This window comes from Aquimarina sp. MMG015, assembly GCF_018100855.1.
Lineage (GTDB): Bacteria > Bacteroidota > Bacteroidia > Flavobacteriales > Flavobacteriaceae > Aquimarina > Aquimarina latercula.
The window spans coordinates 22,030-42,384 of record NZ_JAGJEB010000009.1 but is presented as its reverse complement, the minus strand read 5'-3'; the positions used below and the strand labels follow the sequence as shown (position 1 = coordinate 42,384).

Genomic DNA, 20,355 nt, shown 5'->3' with positions numbered 1-20,355 from the left:
TGTTCGTTTTTTGATTGATTATTTTTTTAAGCTGATACCTTGTCTTATTTTGTGTAAAGCATGCCTATGATTAAAAGTGTAAAAGCACTAAATGATGATACTGTTCTTATGGTATGCCAACGATTCCAAGGTTGTTCGAATTTGTTTCGAAGCTCGTGCAATTCAATTTTTGAAAGAGTTTCTAAGTTAGAGGTATCCAAAACCTCATTTAATGGAACGTTTCCAAAAATGGTTACTAAGCCGATGCCAACAAAAAACAGTATTGCAGCCGTAAGGAATAACCAGAAACTTATATTGTTGTTTTTAAATAAATAGGTATTTACAAAGAGTAGTATGATAGGACCAAAAAATACTACCATAAAACGGACATTTATAATTGCTCTATTCATTGATTGAAAAGACCTTAAGAAGGTTAAGTTGTCTAGTCGACCAATACCAGGTGTAACAGCATTAGACCAAGTAAAACATAAACCAGCTGTAAGACCAGTAAATAGTAAACCGAGCATTAACACGATAAATTTTAGTTTAAATTCCATTAATTGATGTTTTTGTAGAAGTTATCCACGTTAATAATTCTTGATATTCCTTAGAGTTGAGTTTTATTTTTTTGCCCTTAGGCATTCTTTTTTTTATGAAGACTTGCTTGTAGATATCATTAGCCCAAGAATTCATGTTTTCTAATGTGAACACACGTCTTTTATTCTTTTTGTAATGACAAACATTACATTTACTTTCTAAGATTTTAAATGCTTCAGCTTTAGAATCTTTTACTACATAATTTAAAGTGTATACCGAAATAGATTCCGTATTCTCTTTAATCAATTCGTAAGTGTTTTTTGAATTAATAGTTAGTACTGTAAAAAATCCTATTATTAATTTTACTGTTGTTATCATCATTATATGGTGTTATTAATTTGATGATACAAAGGTGCCAAGTGTTCAAAAGAGTTTTTTGATACTTAAAGACAATCTCTTGACATTTTACGCCAAAAAGGATTTTTTAATTATTTTTCCTAAATTCTGAAGGAGTTTGATTAGTCCATTTTTTAAAAGCACGATTAAAAGCACTTTGTTCAGAGAAACCTGTTAAGAATGCGATATCACCAATACTTTGATTTTTATCATGTAGCATGTCTTTAGCGATTTTTTCTTGAGTTCTTTTCACTAAATCCCTATAGGTAACACCTGCCTCAGAAAGCCTTCTGGTCAGTGTTCTGTTACTCATGGCTAGGAGTTCACTGATATTTTGAATCGCAGGGATACCTGTCGGAAGCCCATCTTTAATTAGAGATTCTACATCGCGTACAAACTTATTACCGGGTATTTTGATGCCTTTAGTGTTTTCATCTACCTGTTTTAGTAAGTAATTATTTATACTGACATCTGCCTTTGCAGTTCTTAAATTTAAGTCAGCCGTTTTATAACTTATGGAATAGCGAGATTGATTAAAAAGTATTGGACATTTAAAAGCAGCATTATAACTGGTTAAGTCTTGGGGCGGGCTGTGTTTAAAACTAACCTGGATCGGAGAGATATCTTTTTCAGACATGGCTTGCAGTACCACTACTGTGGCAGATAAGCTAGCTTCTGTAGACAATTCCATACCTCTTCGATGTGCTTCTCTATTGAGTATAACATGAGAAATGTTTCCTTCTTTTTTAATTTTCCATACAAATGTATTTGAGAGGAGTTTAAAATAACGATCACTACGTTCAAAGATTTCTCCTACTTTAGAACAAGTACGCCATGATAGTCCTAATACACCATAATCCTCAATAATCATTTGCTGGCCTACCCGAACCCCAAATCCTGGTCCAAGTTTATCATCTAGTAGCTCGTGTAAATCTAGAAATTCTTCAGCGGCAACAACCTGTAAATGCTTTGCTGCATCTATTGAAGTAGGTAAATCGATAAAATCATCCCTAGACATGCCCTCTGCTATGGCGCAATTAATTATCTTGAGGTATAGACTTATAGAAAAGTATTTCATTTTTCTTACTGAACTGACAATTGCAACTTTTTAATTTTTTAAAATGTCTTGTCCAAACATAGGATTAAAGGTAATAAAATCCTAAGAATTCACTTTGCCAACTAATAACTAGTTGTATACTGTGAATCTGTTGCGAGACTATGTTTTTAATCTAAGCAAGTAATTTTCATAATTTCAAAGAACTTATTGATACTGAAAAACCAACAACTTAAAAATTGTGTAAAAAGCAATAATCACTTTATTTTTTTAAAAGATAGACTTGTGTGATGGTTAGCGATGGCGACAATAGTTTTTTAGTTATTGAAACTAGTTATTTAATTTCTGTTCAAAAAGAAGGGTTTTTCGACTCAATTCTTCTTTTAATTCATTATCAGAAATTCCGTTTTCTGAAAAATTATCATAGAAATTGGCTAATGAAAAATCTGCAATTATTTTACCTCCTAAATAGGGGAAGTATGTCTTAGCAGCTTGCAAAACTGTAGTACCACCTCTATCGCCAGGTGAAGTCGCCATTAAAAGCATAGGTTTTTCTCGCCATATATTCATGTCTACTCGAGATAACCAATCGATGGTGTTTTTAAATACTGCCGCATAAGTCCCATTATGTTCGGCAAGAGATATAATAAAACCATCAGCAATATTCAGTAGATCATCTAATCTTTTAACTGCAGTAGGTACTCCATTTTCGGCTTCAAAATCAACTCCATATATTGGTAAAACATAATCGTTTAAGTCGATTGAAATTATTTTTACATTTTCTAATAAATTAGAGGTATAGGATAGTAAACTTTTGTTGATTGATTTTTGACTATTAGTACCTGCTATTGTGATTATTTTTTTCATAATTATTGTTTTTTAGAGATTAGATGATCTATGGAATATTTTCCACTACCATGTATTATTATTGTTAGGGCTAGACCGATAATTAGAAGAGAATATTCGTAACCTTCACCTGCTTGATTACCAAACCAATTCATAAAAAAGCCGTGTTCTAACTGCGCGGTAAAAATTATGCCTAGGAACATTCCCGCAAGTGATATTGCCCAAAACCTACTTAAGATTCCTATGATTAACGAAATAGCCCCAAAAAACTCAATCATGATTACTGAGACAGCTACAATACTAGGTAAACCCATTTGTGTAGTCAATGCCTCCATAGTTGCTGAATACCCGTAACCCCCGAAGAATCCTAATAATTTTTGTGCGCCATGAGGAAATATGACTAAACCAAGTGTTAATCGTGCGATGCTAAACCCAATATTTGGGTGCGTTTTTAAAAGTTTTTTTATCAAGTTTTTCATAAGGTTTACTGTTTAAAATTGTTTATAAAGTTGTTCGGTAATACAGTCCGAAAGATGATTTTTTTATAGGTTTATGTCCATATTGATCAAGGTCCACACCAATACCAAACTGATGCCTATTGAATGATACACCAGAACGTAATTGTTGGAAACTTCTAGAATGAGTTTTAAACTCATCCCATACGGTTAAAAACTGACCGTTTAACCAAAGAGATGCTTTTTTATTTATTGGAGTATTAAACTCAAACTGTGCAAATATTTCGGTATAGCTAGCTTCCTTTTGCTCAGAATGTGCTACTGTTGGGATAATTACAAATAATACTCGTGAATTTTTTATAGCGAACTTTGCTGACAAACGTTCTGAATACCCAGAAAAACTATTGTAATATAAAGATGGACCAATGGAGATATTCTCATTAATATTCCAAAATACCGTTGGTTGTACACCTGTCTCATCAAAAACTTGGTTTTCTTCATCTCTAAATTTTTGAAAGAAAGCCAGTGTGTTAATACTAAAGCTCTTACTCTTGTTAATTGTATAACTAGCGAATACTATAAAATCTGTTTTATCAAAACCAGAAAACAGTTCTACTTGCGTAAATTGTGCTTGCAGGTAGTTTGCAAATCCAAAGGTTAAAATGAAGGTAATGAGGATTATTTTTTTCATGCTTCAAAATTCCGATAGGAATACATGAAAAAAAATGAACTAGTTTAAGATTTTTACATTCTATTGACTTTTGTAATAATTTTACTCATAAATTCTGGTGTAATGCCGATATAACCGGCTAAGTCTTTTTGAGTAATTCTGTTGACAATTTTTGGATATTTCTTTTTGAACTCGATGTATCTTTCTTCTGCAGTTAAGGATATACCATGATTAGAACGTCTTATGTAACTTATAAGCGATCTTTGATAAAGAATACGATAAAACCTTTCAAATTTTGGTATTTCTTTAAATAGTAAATCATAATTAGCTCTAGAGATGGCTAATAATTCAGAATCTTCAGTTGTCTTTATAAAATAGGAGGTAGGTTCATTAGTCATAAAACTAGCCATATCTCCAGTCCAATAGTCCTCTACAGCAAACATGGATATATGTGGAGCACCATCTTCATCTAAGGTGTAAACTTTTAAGCACCCTTTGGTGATAAAGTACTCATGTTTAGTAATATCACCTGCTTGCATTAAAAATGTCTTCTTTTTAACTTTTATTTCTGTAAGTAACGAAAGATATTTTTGCTTTTCTAACTCGGTTAAATCAATAAACCTCGCTACATTATTAAGTATTAGTGTATGTGATTGGTTATAGTTCAATTCAAGCTCGTTTTTGATTTTTTTTCCTAAGTTCTTATTCCTAGATTTTGTTTGAATTAGGAGTTCTTTTTTAGCCACTTTCTAAATTATTCGAACCGTGTCACATATAGTTAGTGACCCTGTAAACAACTAATTTAGTAAACATTTGTAAGCTATAAAATAGTTCTGCGAAATTTCCTAAATAAATACTATTCAAAGTAATTAATTATATAAGTTGCCGTTCCAGGTTATTTTGTTCGAGTGTGGTTTTAATGTCTCTTATGAATTTTATTGATTCTTTTTTAATTCAAGTTCTTCTAAAAACGACCACATTTTTTTATTTAACATTAAGCGCTGCTCTTTTGAAAATTTACCGTGGACTCCTTCTTCAATTGATATGAATTCTGTTTTAACATTATGTGCCTTTAATTTTTCATAAAGAAGAGATGACTGTTCATAAGGAATAATTGGGTCTTTAGTGCCATGTACTATCAATACAGGAGGGCTGTTTTTATCTACATAATACAATGGCGAAACAGATTCAATAAACTTTCTATTTTTAGAACCATCACCCAACCATTTTTTCACAGAACCTTTATTTTTCAGTAGAGTTAGGTCGGTCGGTCCATATTTATCAATAATGGCGGCTATTTTAATATTACCATCATATATACAGTTTCTATCAAACTTTCTATTATTATTCAACAAACCCGCCATGAGAGCTAAATGTCCTCCGGCAGAACCACCCATGATAACAATTTTGTGAGTATCAATATTTAATTCTTTAGCGTGTTTATGCAAATAGAGTAGAGCACATCGTATGTCTTCAATTGCTCCAGGAGCCTTTGAAATATTAACTAAACGATATTCTACATTTGCAACAGCAAACCCTTCTTTAAAAAAACTAGAAAAGCCAGTTTTAGATTCTTTAACACCATGATTCCAACCTCCTCCATGGATGTTAATCACAATTGGAGTAGGTTTTTGAGAAACGGGATTAAAATAAATATCCATGCGCCCTTCCCAATCATCTATTTTAGTATAAATTAAGTCAATTTTAGCTTCATAAGTTACAGGATATTTAACAGGTTTATATTTGGTTTCCTGTCCTGATAAATCAAGAAAGAAAACTAAAGTTAGGACTACGACAAAGTATCTTTTCATCATATCATTGTTTTGTTGCAATTAATGGTTAGAGTATGGAATGTAGCTTTCAAAAGGGCACTAAATTTTCGGATTAACACAGAGCCGAATTTTTTTGTTTTTTATTCTGAAAACCAAATATAAATAATTTAGAAATTTCTGTAAATGATTATATTTTTTTGATTGAATACTTGTTAAGCAGTGTGTTAACTATCGTATTTTTCTATCAGTATTGGTAATTTTCCATTTAAGAATTTAATCTGTTGTTCAATTCCGTTTGGTGTATCATGGTTGTGAGTTGTAACAATAATTATTTTTTTACTAGGAATCATAATTATAAATTGTCCACCATAACCCATTCCATAATCAATTTTATTACCTTTAAATTCAGATTGATACCAGCAAAATCCATGTTTAGAATTTCTCAAACCCCATTTAGTTGAAGATTTTTCATTTTTATCGAATAGTTTTTGAATCCATTCCTTAGAAACTAATTGTTTTCCTTTCCAGTTTCCATTTTTTTCTAACAATTGAGCTATTTTCATCAAATCAATTGGTTTCATTTTGAGACCAAGTCCACTTCCGTCATAGTATCCTTTATTTCTTTTTTGCCAATTTGTATCATAAATGTTTAAGTGGCTAAATAAAAATTGATCGGCAAAATCTAATGTCGAATTTCCATATGCTCTACTTATGATAACAGATAATAAATGAGTAGCTCCAGAGTTATAGTTATATTTTTCTCCAGGATTGTTTTCTAAATTCTTTTTCAAGACAAAAGAAATAGGATTTTCATTAGTTAACCATTCTTGGTGTTCTAAATATCCTTTCCATGAAAGCCCCGAAGTCTGATTTAAAAGGTGTTCAATTGTAATAGTATTCTTTTTATTATCCGTCAAATTTTTAAATTCTTCTGGAAAATACTTTTCTATAGGTTCATTGATATTCTTTATGTACTCCTTGTCAATTGCTATTCCAATGAGAATGCTCATAATTCCTTTTGTTAAAGACTGCACATCGCAAAGGCTATCTTTAGTTTTTCCATTATAATATTCTTCAAAAACAATTTTCCCATTTTTAGAAACCAAGGTAGAGAAGATATAATCTTGGTGTTGCATTGTCTTTTCGAATAATACAGTTTCTTTGGTTTTTTCTTTTTCGATTTTTTTACAGGATAGAATTGTAAACGAGATAGTGATTATTATAAATGGAATTTTCGTTATCATCAGAATGTCTTTTTTATGGTGGTTAACCTTGTGTGTATGGTTTCGTTGCAATTTGGAACTAAAATGGTAAAAGAGATCGAGGTTTTAGGTTTTCGGTAGAAATCCTCGAGAGACTCTTAAATGACTTAGTAATGAACTATACAAGGTGGTGTACGATGTATATTATTGAACTGAATACTTAACAAGAATGCTTTTTTCTAACGTTCCAGAATTGAATTTAAAAGAAGTAGCTGTAGCTCCGTTCGAACGGGAATAGGCAAAATTCTCAATAAAACTAGAAATTATACTGAATTCAGATTTTGATTCTGAAATCTCAATAACATCTTCGACTTTATAGTCACTCAATTCGGCAATGAGTTCAGCTCTCTTACGTGCTTTTTTCAATAATCTCATGTAAATTTTTCGAGTCTTCGTTTCTTTGTTTTCATATTTAATATTGGTCATATAGAAATTTATGTTCTCCAGTTTCATTCTGGATTTAAATTCTTCTTTTTGTAAAGGGTCATTAATTTTCACAATATAGTTCATTTTATTGGTCAGTTCCTTCGTAAAATTGGCCTCTGGATTTCCACTCGGGATAAATTCATAGCCCCACTTTTTTAAAAGTGATACAATTTTTTCTTCTGATTTTCGGAGCTTTTAAGAAAACTCATTTTTAGTATTTGGATTTTCATAATCGTATTCAAATTTGAGCCCAATAGAGACTTGATACTCATATGATAATGGTTTTAATTTTATCGTATCTTTTACCATAACTTCTATAAATTTTTCTTGAGCAGAAGAATTTTCAAACCCAATAAGGGCGAGTATTAATAATAGAGTTAAGTTTTTTTTCATAAGAGTTTGGTTTATTTAATACAACGCCAAACGGTATGAAACGATGTGCAATTCAAAGCAATTTAGTATCAAAGTACCGAACGATTTATTAGAAGTTATATAGATTAAATTTACCACTTTCCTCGTACTGTTTTATGACCGCATGTTGTAGTGCGTTATTATTTTATAAATAAATTATACCATATTCTAAAGGATTTGAGTGTGATATAGTCGTCTTTGAGTAATTTCAAGCATCGGTGGGACAGTGGATGCCTCCGAGATTAATATCTTTGCTGATTCTCCAATTTCTTTTAATAGCTCATCTTTATACTTTAAGATATCATTATACACTTGCATTTGATACTTTTTCCAATCTACTGTTTCATTTTTTGAAATTATAGTAAACCCACATTCCTCAAATAAGGGGGATGGGTCATCTAGGATACTATCCCAGGTTGTGAAAATAAATTTACCACCTTTCTTTAAAACTCTTTTAATCTCTTTTAATGCATCCACTTTATTATGAACCATCCAGAATGCATCAACACTAATAATATTATCTATCGAAGAATCTTGCAATGGAATATCACAAAATCCTCCTAACTTGAATTTAGCATCAAAATGTAAATCGAAATTTTGCATAAATATATTTGCTTGTTCAATCGCTTCCGGAACTATATCTATACCGGTTAATTTCAATTTGTTTTGTTCCGCAATCCATAAGCCCGGTCCTCCACTTCCACAACCGATATCCAATAGGGTGGTTCCTGATTCTGCGTTTATATATCGGATAATCAATTCTAAATCCTTATTTGTTACGAACCCAAAATTGTTAAGCCTACCAGGATAATTTTCTTTAAGTGCTTCGGACCATATTTTTACCAACAGATTACTTTTTCCCGAATGTTTGTAATAATTTTTATACATTTCTTCGTTCAGGTCTTCATATTTTTCTCCCATTTTTGTCTTAATTATTTTGTTAGATTATCAGATTTTTTAGTAGTGTACTACAACGGTTTGTGTATGAAACGTAGCGTGTAAAAAGATACTAAATTTTCGGATAAACACAGAGCCGAATTTTTATATTTTGATTTAATTTTTCTATTCTTAAAGCCAAATTAAAAATTTGGCGGTCTTTGTAAACAAACAAAAGCCTTTCGGTTGAATACTTAATTAGCTATGTTTTATACACCGTGTTGTAGAGCGTTTTTTATTGCTTTTCAATAGGTTGTTTCTGTTTATTAAATTCTAAAATTTCCATATGATAACCTAATGTGTTAAAATATTTTTTCAAATAATAGTCTTTGTAATTAACTTTTGGATTTCGAATATCCACAGTTATAAGGAAGTCACTAAAATCAAAATCATTGTATTTGTAATATTCTTCTCCATTGTATTTTGGATATCGATTAATAACTTCTAATGCGCTATCGTAGTCGGTAGGTAGAATGTTCATATATCCCCAAATGTCAGAACTAAATCGTTCCATACTTGTTAAGAAGAAAATTCCCTTTTCTTGTTTCGTTGATAAATTCAGATTATTTAAGTCAAAACTCATTTGCTCTAAATTCAAATCCTCATGTTTATTTACTAAAATTCCGAAAATCATATTGTAATAAGCAGTTAACATTTCTTGATAACTGATTTGGTCAGATTTCACTTGCTTAATTACTTCCTTGTTTTTTATTGGATTGTCTTTGAACATATTGTAGTTCAAAGCTCTAATCATAAATATGTTTTCTAAAGTGCTTATGTCAGGTTTAGTTAAGAATTTGATATTCAGAATATCATTATTTGGTTTAATTAATTCCGCAATGAATTCTTTTTCTTTTTCAAGTTCAGGTGAACTAATTTTATAAATTTTTTCAAAAATCGAATTGTCTATATTGTTCGTATGATGGTAATTATGATAAGCTTCTGCTAAAAGAACTAATTCAGATTGTTTCGCTTGAGAAAAACAACTCAAAGTTAAAGTCAGAAGTATGATTGTGGTTATGTTCTTCATTTTCTTAAATGCTCTACAACGTTTAATATATGTGTCGTAGCAGGGCAAAATGTTACCTTGCTTTTTGATTTTTCTGCGCATTGGTTGCTAACTTTTACTTTTTGTAAGCACTGCGTCTAACCAAAAATACAATAACCATCCAATTGATTACTTTGCTCCTGTGGCATCATATATCTTGTTGTGTATCGTTTTATTTTATTTTTCCTTCTAATCCATTCCAAATTAGAGTATGCTTTTCAAGTTTAGAAAATTCCCGAAACAATTTCCCCAATTTATTTAATTCAGTAGGGTAGCATCGGATGCTAAATTCAGAAATCGATTTTTCAATTCCGTTACGATTATTATTAAGTCTAATTCTGATAAAACATTCGCTTGAATGTTTGATTAGTGAGAATTCGCATTTGAAGTAAAAGGCAAAATTGTCTTTCGGATTTTCTGAACCTAATTCCCAAAGAAATGCATTTTTAGAGTTAAACGGGAAGTCTTCTAAAGCATCTGCTAATATTTTTAATTTTTCTGCGTGATCATAAATTTCTAGTTGTCCAGAAGTCTCTCCATTTGAAGCATTAAAAATCAAATTTATATGATATGGTTCTTCGTAAGAGTTTCTTACAATTTTGATTAACTTTTTCACTTATTTCCCATTCTGTTTAATGATACACGATCTCGGCTATGAGTAGTTGCGTGGTTTAACACTTAACTTAGCAAGTACACCAAACTGAAAATCCATGAGGCTTTTCAGAAATAGGTAAGAACAAGCAATTACTTATAGTCATTGTTGGCAATAGTTATTTTTAATTTTTTACATTTTAACCCAATTTGATACACCATATGCATATTGGAAAAACAAAAAAGAACTAAAAGCTCCTGTTTTATCTTTATTAAAATGATAGGTCGAAATGCTATTGGGTCTAAAAAATGTATTTAAATAATGATAATCAACTCTATACTTTACTTTGTTCCAGGATTGCTCAAAGTAGAGTTCATTTTCTTCTAATACAATCGTTATTCTTAAATCTTGACCAAATTTTAATCCTTTAGATTGTTGATAGGTACCTGTTATTTTTCTTAGTATATCCTCCTTGTAAGGTAATTTTTTTCTGTCATTTTTTTGAATGACTTTCCGTCTAACAATATCATATTCATATCCATTTGTTAGCGTGTAAAATTGTTTTTCGCTTGCATCTAATTGGTAAATTGTGTCTCTTTCTTCCGACCATCTCGTATTATCGTAAATAGTGACATAACTTTTCCCTAAAACCCGAAATTTATTTTTGTGAAGAACAATTCCTGTATTCTCATCAATTCCTATACCTAACACATTAGGTCTTTCTTTTTTCAACTCAAACATATCAAATTGTCTATTTCTGGCAATGTGATGTTGGTCTATAGCCAAATTGGTTACAAATCCAAATCCATTTTTATAATCTCCAAGCATAATAGTATGGTTTTTGGAATCTCCACGAACAAGAACATCCCCCATTATAGAAGCTCCTGCAGAAGTACCTGCAATTACTTTTCCTTGATTTAGAAGAGTTTTTAATGAATTTTGAATTTTCGTGCCATTATATACTTTTGCTAAACGCCATTGCCTGCCACCCGCAATCCAAACAGCATCTGCTGTTAAAAGTTTTTTGTTTAAGAAATCACTATTAGCAACTTTTGTTTCTCTTGTATGAATAATATCAATGTTTTTAAAACCAAAATCTATAAAAGGTTTTTTTAAAAAATTTAAATCGCTTACCGAATCGATATATTTATCTTCCATTGCAGTAGGAATAATAACTACCTTACTTTCAATTCCACCTGCTAAGCCTGCAAATTCCGATATAAAAAAATCATTAGTGCAGTTACCACCCATTATTAATAATGTACCTTTTGTTTTCATCAAAGTCTCCTTTTGAGAAAATAAAACGAAAGGTATTAAGACAAGAATCAAAATAAGTGAACAATTTTTTTTCTGCATTTTTTCGTTTTAGTTATTGCCAACGTCGTTGGCAACTTTTTATTTTTCTTCGATTTTTATTTTTCCATCAACCCAATCTGGTAAATAAAAATTCATTCCCGTTTTTACTTCAATATCTATCAATTTATTTCTCAATTCCACAGTCCTTAATCCAATTGCTTTTCTTGCTTTATTTATTTTGGAAATATTTGATGTGGTAGGAGGGGTAAGGTAACCATATGTAGATTCGTTCCATTCTGACGTAACTGTTTTTTTCCAATCTTCAACTAGAGCAATTTCATATGGTGATATATATCCTTTCTTTAAGGATTTAATCAATTCCGGTTTTATGAAATTATACAAGGTGTCTTTTCTAACATAATCTGCTCCTTGGGAATTGTGATGACTTAAAATCGTTGAAACCCAGAAATCATTCCCTATAAGAAACTCTCCTGGATAATCATTAATCTCCATAATCTCAATTAGATTTATCAATTGTTCTTCACTGTGTTTGGGGAAATTTTCTAAAATAAATTTTTCTTGTTCTTGTTCGTCTTCAATAATATAGGCTTCATATGCGAGTTTCTGGTCTTTATCAATCATCAAGTTAATTCTATTTTTAAGTGTTGAATCAATTCTTTTTAAGAACAGACTACGCAAATCTTTATATTGTTTTTCAATGTTTTTCCAATCAGAATCAAGTAGATTTTTACTTAAGAATTTTTGTTCTTTGAGATTTGCTAATCCCCATCCATTGGATATAGCTTTTTTAATATAAATCAGCCCTTTTTCCTTTTCTCCAATTAGTAAAGAGATCTGAGAAGCGACTTTATAGTCACGAAGAAAAATGAAGTCATATTCGCTAAATAATTTTTCATATTTAAGTAACGCATCTTCAAATTTTTCTTGGCTAATTAATTCTTCTGCCAATATGGTTTCTGAATGGTATTTATTGTAATAAGTGTCCTCTTTTATACTGTTGTAGCAAGCAGTTAAAGAACAAAGAAAGCTAGAGAGAATAATTAAGAATCTAATTTTCATTTTTTTGAAATTGTTGCCAACGTGTTTATGTATGCTTAGTTACGTATTTTAGGTATCTAATTTAGCAAATACAAAACAAATAATAAATCAACGAGGATTTTCGTAAATAAGTTAGAACTAGCAATAAATTATATACGGTGTTGTATGCGGTTTTCTATTTTTGATAAATTAATTTTGCTAACTTTAGTACTTCTATAGGCAAGCCATCATCAGAATTGACTAAAATAGGTGTATTTGAAAGCAATGATATGACGATGTCGTCTTTTGGATATACTATTAAAATAGCTCCTGAAGAAGGTTCTTGCCCAACGTGGTACCAGATTTTTTTTCCATTCATATCTTTTCCAATATACCATCCTAATCCATAAGGCGTTGGGTTTTCATCTTTAGTGTATTGTGTTTTAAACATTTGTTTTTTGAAATTGTATTTAATAAAGTTGCCATATATCATTTCAATTCCAAATTTCAATAAATCATCAGTTGTAGAGATTATACCTCCTGATGCGTGACCATAACTTAAATCATAAGGTTCTGCTTCCTCTTCATTTGGATAATAAAATTTACTCTTATTAACCATTGTACTATCTGCAATATCACCATAGGTATTAAACATTAAAAGCGGATTCCAGATATGCTCTTGCATATATTCTAAATAGGTTTGTCCTGATGTACCTTCAATAGCAGCTCCGATTAAATTATACCCAAAAGAAGAGTATAAATATTGATCTCCTGGTTTAGACATTAATGTATCATTTTTAAATACGTTAATGGCTTCAGTTGCATTCTCAAAATGTGGATTTCCAATCACTTCATCGATGCTAATTTCGTAATAATCACGGATTCCTCCTAAATGCCCTGCTAGTTGACGTGTTGTAAGCGTATGTTTCTTTTCAGGAAAAGTCGGTACATATTTTCGTACATCAACATCTAAATCTAATTTATCTTCTGAAGCTAACTTAATAATAGCTGTTGCTGTCATAGGCTTTGTAACACTTGCAATTCTGAATCGTGTTTGTGAAGTAACTTTCTCATCATTCTGAACGTCTGAATACCCAAAACCTTTTGAAAATATCGTTTTTTTTCTCTCACTAACCGAGAGTTGCATACCAGGAATATTATAATTTTCTCGAAATGCCTCGCCCCATTTTTCAATTTTCGATATGATGGTTTCTTCTTGAGTCTCATACGTGCTCTCATCACTACTTACTTGTTGTGAAGGTGTAGTACTCATCAATACTTTAGCAGAAATAATACTAGTTGACCTATTCCATTCAGCAAAACTACTTCCGCGTGAATAGCATTTATATTTTCTCAAATCGGACTTAGTTTTTGTAGTGCCAAAAGCAATAATTGGAATGGGTGCATTAGTAGACAGCTCTTGTGTTGCTACTAAATTACCATCGACATAAACGCTATCCTTCTTAATCTTATCAGGATTTTGTTCTTGATATTTTTTCAAAGTCATAAACATCTCAACGCGATCTATATCTTCTATAATCCATTCGAACATTAAAAAAAAAGAGTCTTGTGGGATGCGATAGTAATACTGAGATACGTCAAAATCTAGCCAACCTCTTTGTATACTAGATTTTATTACAAAACTCTCATTAAACAAATCTTCTCCTGGCATATTATTATTTGCCTTATCCACACTTAAAAAACGTAATCGAACTTTAAATTCAGGTCTTGTATTTCGAGTTATAAATAAGGCAGCGTTCTGCACATAATTAAAATTTTTCTTTTTATCAATTAACAGTGCCATTGCTCCGCCTGCTGAGACAGAATCTACTTGCATAACACCTTGAACCATCAAATGCCGTTTTCGATTACCCAACCATTCATTTTTATATTTTTTTGAGCTACTTGTAATCAGTACTTCGTCTAAAGCTGTTATTTTTTCTTTAAGGCGTATTGTGTTTTCTTCACTATTAATCAACGCAGCTAATGGAATCGATTGTTGTTCAAAACCAATAGCAGAAAACAAGACTTCCTTTGTTGAGTTTTCTTCAGAAACCTTAAGAGTAAAGCTTCCATCACTATTAGAAATTGTTCCATTACTTGTATTAATTATACCAATGTTAGCATAGGGAATTGGTATATTGTTTTTTTTGTCTAATACTCTTCCTTTTATTCTTAACTGACAAAAAACAGATGAAAACACTCCAAAAAATAGTAAGTAGGTTAAAAATATATTCTTATTCATAAGTTTTAATTAGAGATATTTTATTTTGATCAAATTTGGAATGTCTTAGACATTTAGAGACGTAAAAAATCAAGAAATGGTTGCTTCAGAAAATGGTTTCAAATTGCACATAACGTTTAATATATGTGTCGTAGCAGGGCAAACACACCTGAACCAATCGATTTATATGCGCATTTTTATTTCTTATTTAATTTATAAAAATCTAGCGCCATTACAAAAAGGAAATGACCTTTAGATCTGGCTCTAAATTTTACTCTGATTTCATATATGATGTTACACACTTTACTTTTCTTTTACCTCTTGTTTACAAAATCGTTCTCCAGTCTTTTTATCAAATCCACAACTTATAGTTACAGTTTTTACTTTGGTTTTATAAAGAGGTAATCGAATTTTTGGCAGTTCTTTTTTCCATTGCCAATTTTCTATATGAGGTTCATAATCATAAGTTATGTCAAACTCAGTGATATACTTTTCAGTGTCATTTTTTATCAAGTCTTCGTTCGCTATAGTCAAAGTCCGAATTATGTCTTTTCGAAAATTATTAGTTTTGTCAATAGGTATTATTTCAATTTTTTTATTATCTCCATTGTTAATTAATAACACCCTAACAATTACATCTTCTTGGTTTTTCCTATAATCGTAATCAGTATTTATTTTTCTAAGTATTGTTTTTACATAATTATATCCACTATCAATAGTTTTTACCTTTAAGAAATCTTCATATTCATACTTTTTATATAAATCAGTATCCTGAGCTTTTATTCTTTGGATTCTAGTAATTGCTTAACCAAAGATTTCAACTCTTTAATTTCTTTAGTTTGTTTTTCTAACAATTTAATTTTTTTCTCCTGTTGGATTGTGTAAAGAGTTAATTCTTCTATTTTTTGTAGTAACTGAATTTGAAATACACCAACATTTACTCCATTTTTTTTCATTTCTTTAGCTGAAGCTATTTCTGGTAAATGCTTTTTTTCCTTGATATGGTTCTCGATAAATTCTAGGGTAGGTAAATTATAATTATTGTCAAATACAAAGTCAGCCGTCGGAGTTAGCGTAACTTTTATTTCTTTGGATTCTAATTTCCCAAAAATTGCCACATTCCCATTTGGTTTGAATAACATTTTATGAGTTCCATCAAAAGCAAATCCAATACCACTAGTTTTATGGATATTGATTCCAAACCCAGAGTTGTCTAGAGTTCCAATAGCAGGATCTGAAGGTACAAATGTATTGGCTATCCTTAATTCATTATCTAATAACATTACAGGAGAAATAATCTCTCCACTTGGTTTTATTATTGTTTTATGAACTCCGTTAAAAGCGAATCCGATACCATTAGTTTTATGGATATTGATTCCAAACCCAGAGTTGTCTAGAGTTCCAATAGTAGGATCTGAAGGTACAAATGTATTGGCTATCCTTAATTCATTATCTAATAACATTACAGGAGAAATAATCTCTCCACTTGGTTTTATTATTGTTTTATGAACTCCGTTAAAAGCGAATCCGATACCATTAGTTTTATGGATATTGATTCCAAACCCAGAGTTGTCTAGAGTTCCAATAGCAGGATCTGAAGGTACAAATGTATTAGCTATCCTTAATTCATTACTCAATAATGTTACTGGAGCAACAATTTCTTTAGTCGTTTGTAATTGATTACTAGTTTCGTTGAACTGTTGAGCTTGAATTTCTAAGTTAATTCCAATTAATAAAAACCATGTTAAAATAATAATTCTTTTCATTTCCGTTTTGTTTATAATTACTTTATAGGAGTAAGTGTCTTAATTACACAAAATGTTACCACTATATTTTGAGAAAATTGCTTATAACGTTATATATAAGTGTCGTAGCAGGGCAAAATGTTACCTTGTTTTTCGATTTTTATGCGCATTGGTTGCTAACTTTAACTTTATGCAAACATTGCGCCTTACCAAAAATACTATAACCATTCGATTCATCACTTAGCTGCTATGATCACATATATAGTGTTAGCGTGTCGTTCTTATTTTCGCAGATCTTTTTCAGTCATTTCTGAATTATATCTTTTACCATCCTTGTCAAAAGACCAGACATTTGAAACTTCACGAAGTTCAGGTAATTTAGTTTCGTCCAATTTGACTTTTTGCTTTACAACTCTTCTGAATTTTCTATTTGCGTCTCGTTTATTTTCTTTTTCAGATGTGGCAGTTGTATTTCCGTGAATTTTTGTTTTCTTTTTCGATCGGCTCATAATTTAATTTTCTTTCGTATTTCCATTCTCATCAATGAAGTTTAGCTCAAAATATTCTACTTTTTTGATTAACCCTTCTAAATTCCCAAGACAACTTTCTATATCATTTTCATTATCAGTATCCCATCTAACAAGTAAATCTCCAGACACATATTTTCCATTATCATCAGTTATTGGAATTTCGATTACAACTCCGTACTCATTATCATATTCAACGATATTTCCGATTTTTAAATTCTCCGTCATCTTTTGATACATATAATGAACCAAATAGCCCCAACAATAAAAGCTAAAATCCCAAATAGCAACAGAAATGTATTTACGGGATGACCCATTTTCATTGTAAAACCAACACCAATCATTAACCAACCTATGATTACGAGTAATATAGAACTCAGTATTTTATGCGTTCTTTTCATTTTTTTTTTTGGATGCACGCTAACGTTTAATATATGTGTCGTAGCAGCGCAAATTGTTAGCCTGCTTTTCGATATTTCTGCGCATTGGTTGCTAATTTTTACCTTTTGTAAGCATTGCGCCTTTATAAATATACAACAACCATTGTATTGATTACTTGGCTGCTATGACGTATATATAGTGTTACCCACTTTTATTTTTCTACAACCTCCCACAATTCATATGAACACCATTTATTTTCTCCTTTTTTCATGATCTCAATTTTATCTTCTTCTATTTTTTGATATTCACCATTTATTTGATCCCAAACATCATATTCCAAAATTATGATTCCTTGTTTGTCGCAACTCTCTTTAAGTTTAACTTTAATCTCAAACTTTTCTTTGTTTAGTTCTGTAACAATTCCGTGTGCAATACATTTATCTTCCTCGTATTTTTTTTCTTGTTTTTTTGATATGAAATCATAATCATATAAGAATTCCACGATATTCCCAATTTCGAATTCACTAAACTCCTCAATTTTACTTTCAGTTTCTTTTCTCTCGGATTCTGCCCAATAGTTTTGGTAATATTTTATTTGCTTGTCTAACTCAATTGACTTTCCATTTAGTTTTCTATGAAGTGAAGTTAGAATTATGCCAGACATATCATCTGGATGATGAATTCCTAATTCTCTAAAGTGTTTAGATATTTTTGAAGTTCCAGACCAAAGATTCCAATTGTTTCTTATGGACATACCGGTTGAGAAGTGTAAACCCGAAGTTGCTTCTGTTTCTTCTTTATTTTCAAACTCTTTCAGTATCTTTTCAGGAGTTTTGCACTCAAAATATGCTATAGCATCAGATAAGTCAGTAGGAATGTAATTTTTAATGTATTTATTACAATTATTTTGTCCGATTAACAAAGTCGGTAGAAGAAGTAAAAAGAGAAGAATTTTATTTTTCATATTCGATTAGTTTTCTCAAATCTAATTAGCCCTCTAGATTTAGAAAACTCAAATTGAGTAAACTATTCATTTCATTTAGTTAACTACTTTTCACAATTGTAGGTAACGTTAAATATATGTGTCGTAGCGGGGTAAATTGTTACCTTGCTTTTCGATTTTTCTGCGCATTGGTTGCTAACTTTTCCATTCTGTAAGCATTGCGCCTTACCAAAAATACAGCAACCATTCGATTGGTCACTTAGTTGCTATGAACACATATATGTTGTTAGCGGTTGTTTTTATGATACCCAAAGCGTATTCCTATCCACAATTTTCCATTTTCCATTCTCTTTGAGACAGAATATTATTTCGCCTGATCCGCATAAACTTCCACAAGTAAAATTAAAGTAGAAAACCGCCCTATCGTTTTTTGGGTTTATTTTAAAATCAGAGAATCTTATTGCCCCAATGAACCTATAATCTGTATTATTCCAATACTTTTTATTTTGTTTTTCCAGTTTTCTTAAATCCTTGATGATATATTTTCCTGTTTGGGATATTTTATTCAGTTCCAATTTACCTTTCTTAAATGTTGTACTGTCCACCAATTGAGTGAAGAGTTGGTCAAAATCCAATGAGTGTAGAGTATCTGAATAGTACATTCTTGGGAATGATGATTTTTTAATATTCCAACCTCTAAATTCCTTTTTTGAATTAAGATGAAAAGGGTCGAGACCTAATACCAATTCTTTTGTTTCCAATTTAGGGTTATTAAAAGCTTCGTCAAATTTATCCTTTTGATTTTTGTGACTTATCGAATCTTGCCAGTTTTTAGCATATTGTAGAGGGATTGGAGGAATTGGAAGTTTCTCATAATAATACTCCGTTCCAATTAGCTCAACGAATATATCATTAAGTAATTCAATTTCGGTAACAGCATCTTTTTGTTTAGGAAAACAGCTTACCAAAACTAAGAATAAACTAATATATTGAATTACCTTTTTCATATTGCCGCTAACGGTCTCGTGTATGGTTTGTTGCGTGAATTTAGCGATATACTTAGCAAGTACAAAACGACGAGGAAATTCCGCAGGAATTTCCGTTGTAAACCTTAACTGGCAATGAACTATACACATTGTTAGCCACTGTATTTTTATAATTCTTTTTCCATTGCCATAAAATCAAAATTTTCTTTTCCAATCTGGAAGTCGTGATTCCCAATTTTTTCAAATCCATTTTTCTTATAAAAGTTTAATGCCCTTTCATTACTATTTAAGACTGACAACCAAATTTTTTCAAACTCCAATTCTTTTGCCTTCTCCAAGAGTAGATTCTGTAATTCCAACCCAATTTTCATTGACAAAAAATCTTTTAGCACATATATTTTTTGAAGTTGACATATGTTTTCCGATTCGATAAATTCAGATTTCGAATTCAGTTTGAGTTTTGCATACCCAACAGGTAATCTATCTATAAAAGAAATCCAGTAAATGTTATTAGATTTAGAAATACTTTTTTCTATTTTTTCAACTGAAAAGGTTGAATCATAATAATTAAGTAAATCTTGCCTATCTCGAAAAAAATGGCCGAAAGTTTCAGTAAAAGTTATTCTTGCAAGAAGAGCAATGTATTCAGCATCTTTTTTCTCCGCTAAGCGTGTTTTTATTTTATTCATTCGGTTTTTCGATATTGTGGCTAACGTTTAATATATGTGTCGTAGCAGGGCAAAATGTTACCTTGCTTTTCGATTTTTCTTGCGTATTGGTTGCTAACTTTTACTTTCTGCAAGCATTGCGCCTTACCAAAAATACAACAAC

Annotated in this window: 25 protein-coding genes; all 25 read right to left on the bottom strand. The window is 30.8% G+C overall.

The window, feature by feature from the left end; translation table 11 throughout:
- Nucleotides 1-44 precede the first annotated feature (44 nt).
- A complete protein-coding gene (locus J8L88_RS16965; protein WP_211061369.1) occupies nt 45-536 on the bottom strand; it encodes a DUF1772 domain-containing protein in 492 nt (163 codons plus the stop codon).
- Entirely contained in the window at nt 526-897 is a 372-nt protein-coding gene (locus tag J8L88_RS16960) for a hypothetical protein (protein WP_120650282.1), read from the bottom strand. Before J8L88_RS16960 ends, J8L88_RS16965 begins: the two co-directional genes overlap by 11 nt.
- A 103-nt stretch (nt 898-1,000) precedes the next feature.
- Nucleotides 1,001-1,930 (bottom strand): AraC family transcriptional regulator, encoded by a 930-nt coding sequence (locus J8L88_RS16955; RefSeq protein WP_211061368.1) that lies wholly within the window; start codon nt 1,928-1,930, stop codon nt 1,001-1,003.
- A 366-nt stretch (nt 1,931-2,296) separates the two neighbouring features.
- Nucleotides 2,297-2,833, bottom strand: a complete 537-nt coding sequence (locus J8L88_RS16950) for an NADPH-dependent FMN reductase (RefSeq protein WP_211061367.1) — start codon at nt 2,831-2,833, stop codon at nt 2,297-2,299.
- 2 nt (nt 2,834-2,835) lie between these two features.
- Nucleotides 2,836-3,291: a DoxX family protein gene (locus J8L88_RS16945; RefSeq protein ID WP_211061366.1), complete on the bottom strand. Its 456-nt coding sequence runs from the start codon at nt 3,289-3,291 to the stop codon at nt 2,836-2,838.
- Nucleotides 3,292-3,313: 22 nt separating this feature from the next.
- On the bottom strand, nt 3,314-3,958 hold the full coding sequence (locus J8L88_RS16940; RefSeq protein WP_211061365.1) for a hypothetical protein: 645 nt from the start codon (nt 3,956-3,958) through the stop codon (nt 3,314-3,316).
- Nucleotides 3,959-4,011: 53 nt separating this feature from the next.
- Nucleotides 4,012-4,683 carry a Crp/Fnr family transcriptional regulator gene (locus tag J8L88_RS16935; RefSeq protein ID WP_233557552.1) on the bottom strand — a complete coding sequence of 224 codons (672 nt, stop codon included), beginning with the start codon at nt 4,681-4,683 and terminating at the stop codon, nt 4,012-4,014.
- Nucleotides 4,684-4,872: 189 nt separating this feature from the next.
- The gene (locus J8L88_RS16930) at nt 4,873-5,748 is read right to left on the bottom strand and encodes an alpha/beta hydrolase (protein WP_211061364.1); all 876 of its coding nucleotides are present in this window, start codon (nt 5,746-5,748) and stop codon (nt 4,873-4,875) included.
- Nucleotides 5,749-5,933: 185 nt separating this feature from the next.
- Entirely contained in the window at nt 5,934-6,953 is a 1,020-nt protein-coding gene (locus J8L88_RS16925) for a serine hydrolase (RefSeq protein WP_211061363.1), read from the bottom strand.
- A 162-nt stretch (nt 6,954-7,115) separates the two neighbouring features.
- Nucleotides 7,116-7,469: a hypothetical protein gene (locus J8L88_RS16920; protein WP_211061362.1), complete on the bottom strand. Its 354-nt coding sequence runs from the start codon at nt 7,467-7,469 to the stop codon at nt 7,116-7,118.
- A 123-nt stretch (nt 7,470-7,592) separates the two neighbouring features.
- Nucleotides 7,593-7,790 (bottom strand): hypothetical protein, encoded by a 198-nt coding sequence (locus J8L88_RS16915; RefSeq protein WP_211061361.1) that lies wholly within the window; start codon nt 7,788-7,790, stop codon nt 7,593-7,595.
- A gap of 186 nt (nt 7,791-7,976) precedes the next feature.
- Nucleotides 7,977-8,729 carry a class I SAM-dependent methyltransferase gene (locus J8L88_RS16910; RefSeq protein WP_211061360.1) on the bottom strand — a complete coding sequence of 251 codons (753 nt, stop codon included), beginning with the start codon at nt 8,727-8,729 and terminating at the stop codon, nt 7,977-7,979.
- Nucleotides 8,730-8,979: 250 nt separating this feature from the next.
- Nucleotides 8,980-9,774: a hypothetical protein gene (locus J8L88_RS16905; RefSeq protein WP_211061359.1), complete on the bottom strand. Its 795-nt coding sequence runs from the start codon at nt 9,772-9,774 to the stop codon at nt 8,980-8,982.
- Nucleotides 9,775-9,964: 190 nt separating this feature from the next.
- Entirely contained in the window at nt 9,965-10,408 is a 444-nt protein-coding gene (locus J8L88_RS16900; RefSeq protein WP_211061358.1) for a hypothetical protein, read from the bottom strand.
- A gap of 168 nt (nt 10,409-10,576) precedes the next feature.
- Nucleotides 10,577-11,662, bottom strand: coding sequence for a cyanophycinase (locus tag J8L88_RS16895; RefSeq protein ID WP_211061357.1), 1,086 nt, complete (start codon nt 11,660-11,662; stop codon nt 10,577-10,579).
- A 117-nt stretch (nt 11,663-11,779) separates the two neighbouring features.
- A complete protein-coding gene (locus tag J8L88_RS16890; protein ID WP_211061356.1) occupies nt 11,780-12,760 on the bottom strand; it encodes a hypothetical protein in 981 nt (326 codons plus the stop codon).
- Nucleotides 12,761-12,914: 154 nt separating this feature from the next.
- Nucleotides 12,915-14,963 carry a serine hydrolase gene (locus J8L88_RS16885; protein ID WP_211061355.1) on the bottom strand — a complete coding sequence of 683 codons (2,049 nt, stop codon included), beginning with the start codon at nt 14,961-14,963 and terminating at the stop codon, nt 12,915-12,917.
- Nucleotides 14,964-15,245: 282 nt separating this feature from the next.
- Nucleotides 15,246-15,476 carry a hypothetical protein gene (locus J8L88_RS16880; RefSeq protein ID WP_211061354.1) on the bottom strand — a complete coding sequence of 77 codons (231 nt, stop codon included), beginning with the start codon at nt 15,474-15,476 and terminating at the stop codon, nt 15,246-15,248.
- A 245-nt stretch (nt 15,477-15,721) separates the two neighbouring features.
- On the bottom strand, nt 15,722-16,708 hold the full coding sequence (locus J8L88_RS16875) for a hypothetical protein (RefSeq protein ID WP_211061353.1): 987 nt from the start codon (nt 16,706-16,708) through the stop codon (nt 15,722-15,724).
- Between the two features lie 260 nt (nt 16,709-16,968).
- Complete coding sequence (locus J8L88_RS16870; protein ID WP_211061352.1) at nt 16,969-17,196, bottom strand: hypothetical protein; 228 nt, start codon at nt 17,194-17,196, stop codon at nt 16,969-16,971.
- A 3-nt stretch (nt 17,197-17,199) separates the two neighbouring features.
- Entirely contained in the window at nt 17,200-17,442 is a 243-nt protein-coding gene (locus J8L88_RS16865; protein ID WP_211061351.1) for a hypothetical protein, read from the bottom strand.
- Nucleotides 17,439-17,615, bottom strand: coding sequence for a hypothetical protein (locus J8L88_RS16860; RefSeq protein WP_211061350.1), 177 nt, complete (start codon nt 17,613-17,615; stop codon nt 17,439-17,441). Before J8L88_RS16860 ends, J8L88_RS16865 begins: the two co-directional genes overlap by 4 nt.
- Nucleotides 17,616-17,806: 191 nt before the next feature.
- Nucleotides 17,807-18,559 (bottom strand): DUF6794 domain-containing protein, encoded by a 753-nt coding sequence (locus tag J8L88_RS16855; protein WP_211061349.1) that lies wholly within the window; start codon nt 18,557-18,559, stop codon nt 17,807-17,809.
- 278 nt (nt 18,560-18,837) lie between these two features.
- A complete protein-coding gene (locus J8L88_RS16850; protein WP_211061348.1) occupies nt 18,838-19,674 on the bottom strand; it encodes a hypothetical protein in 837 nt (278 codons plus the stop codon).
- 17 nt (nt 19,675-19,691) lie between these two features.
- Complete coding sequence (locus J8L88_RS16845) at nt 19,692-20,213, bottom strand: N-acetyltransferase (protein WP_211061347.1); 522 nt, start codon at nt 20,211-20,213, stop codon at nt 19,692-19,694.
- Nucleotides 20,214-20,355 lie beyond the last annotated feature (142 nt).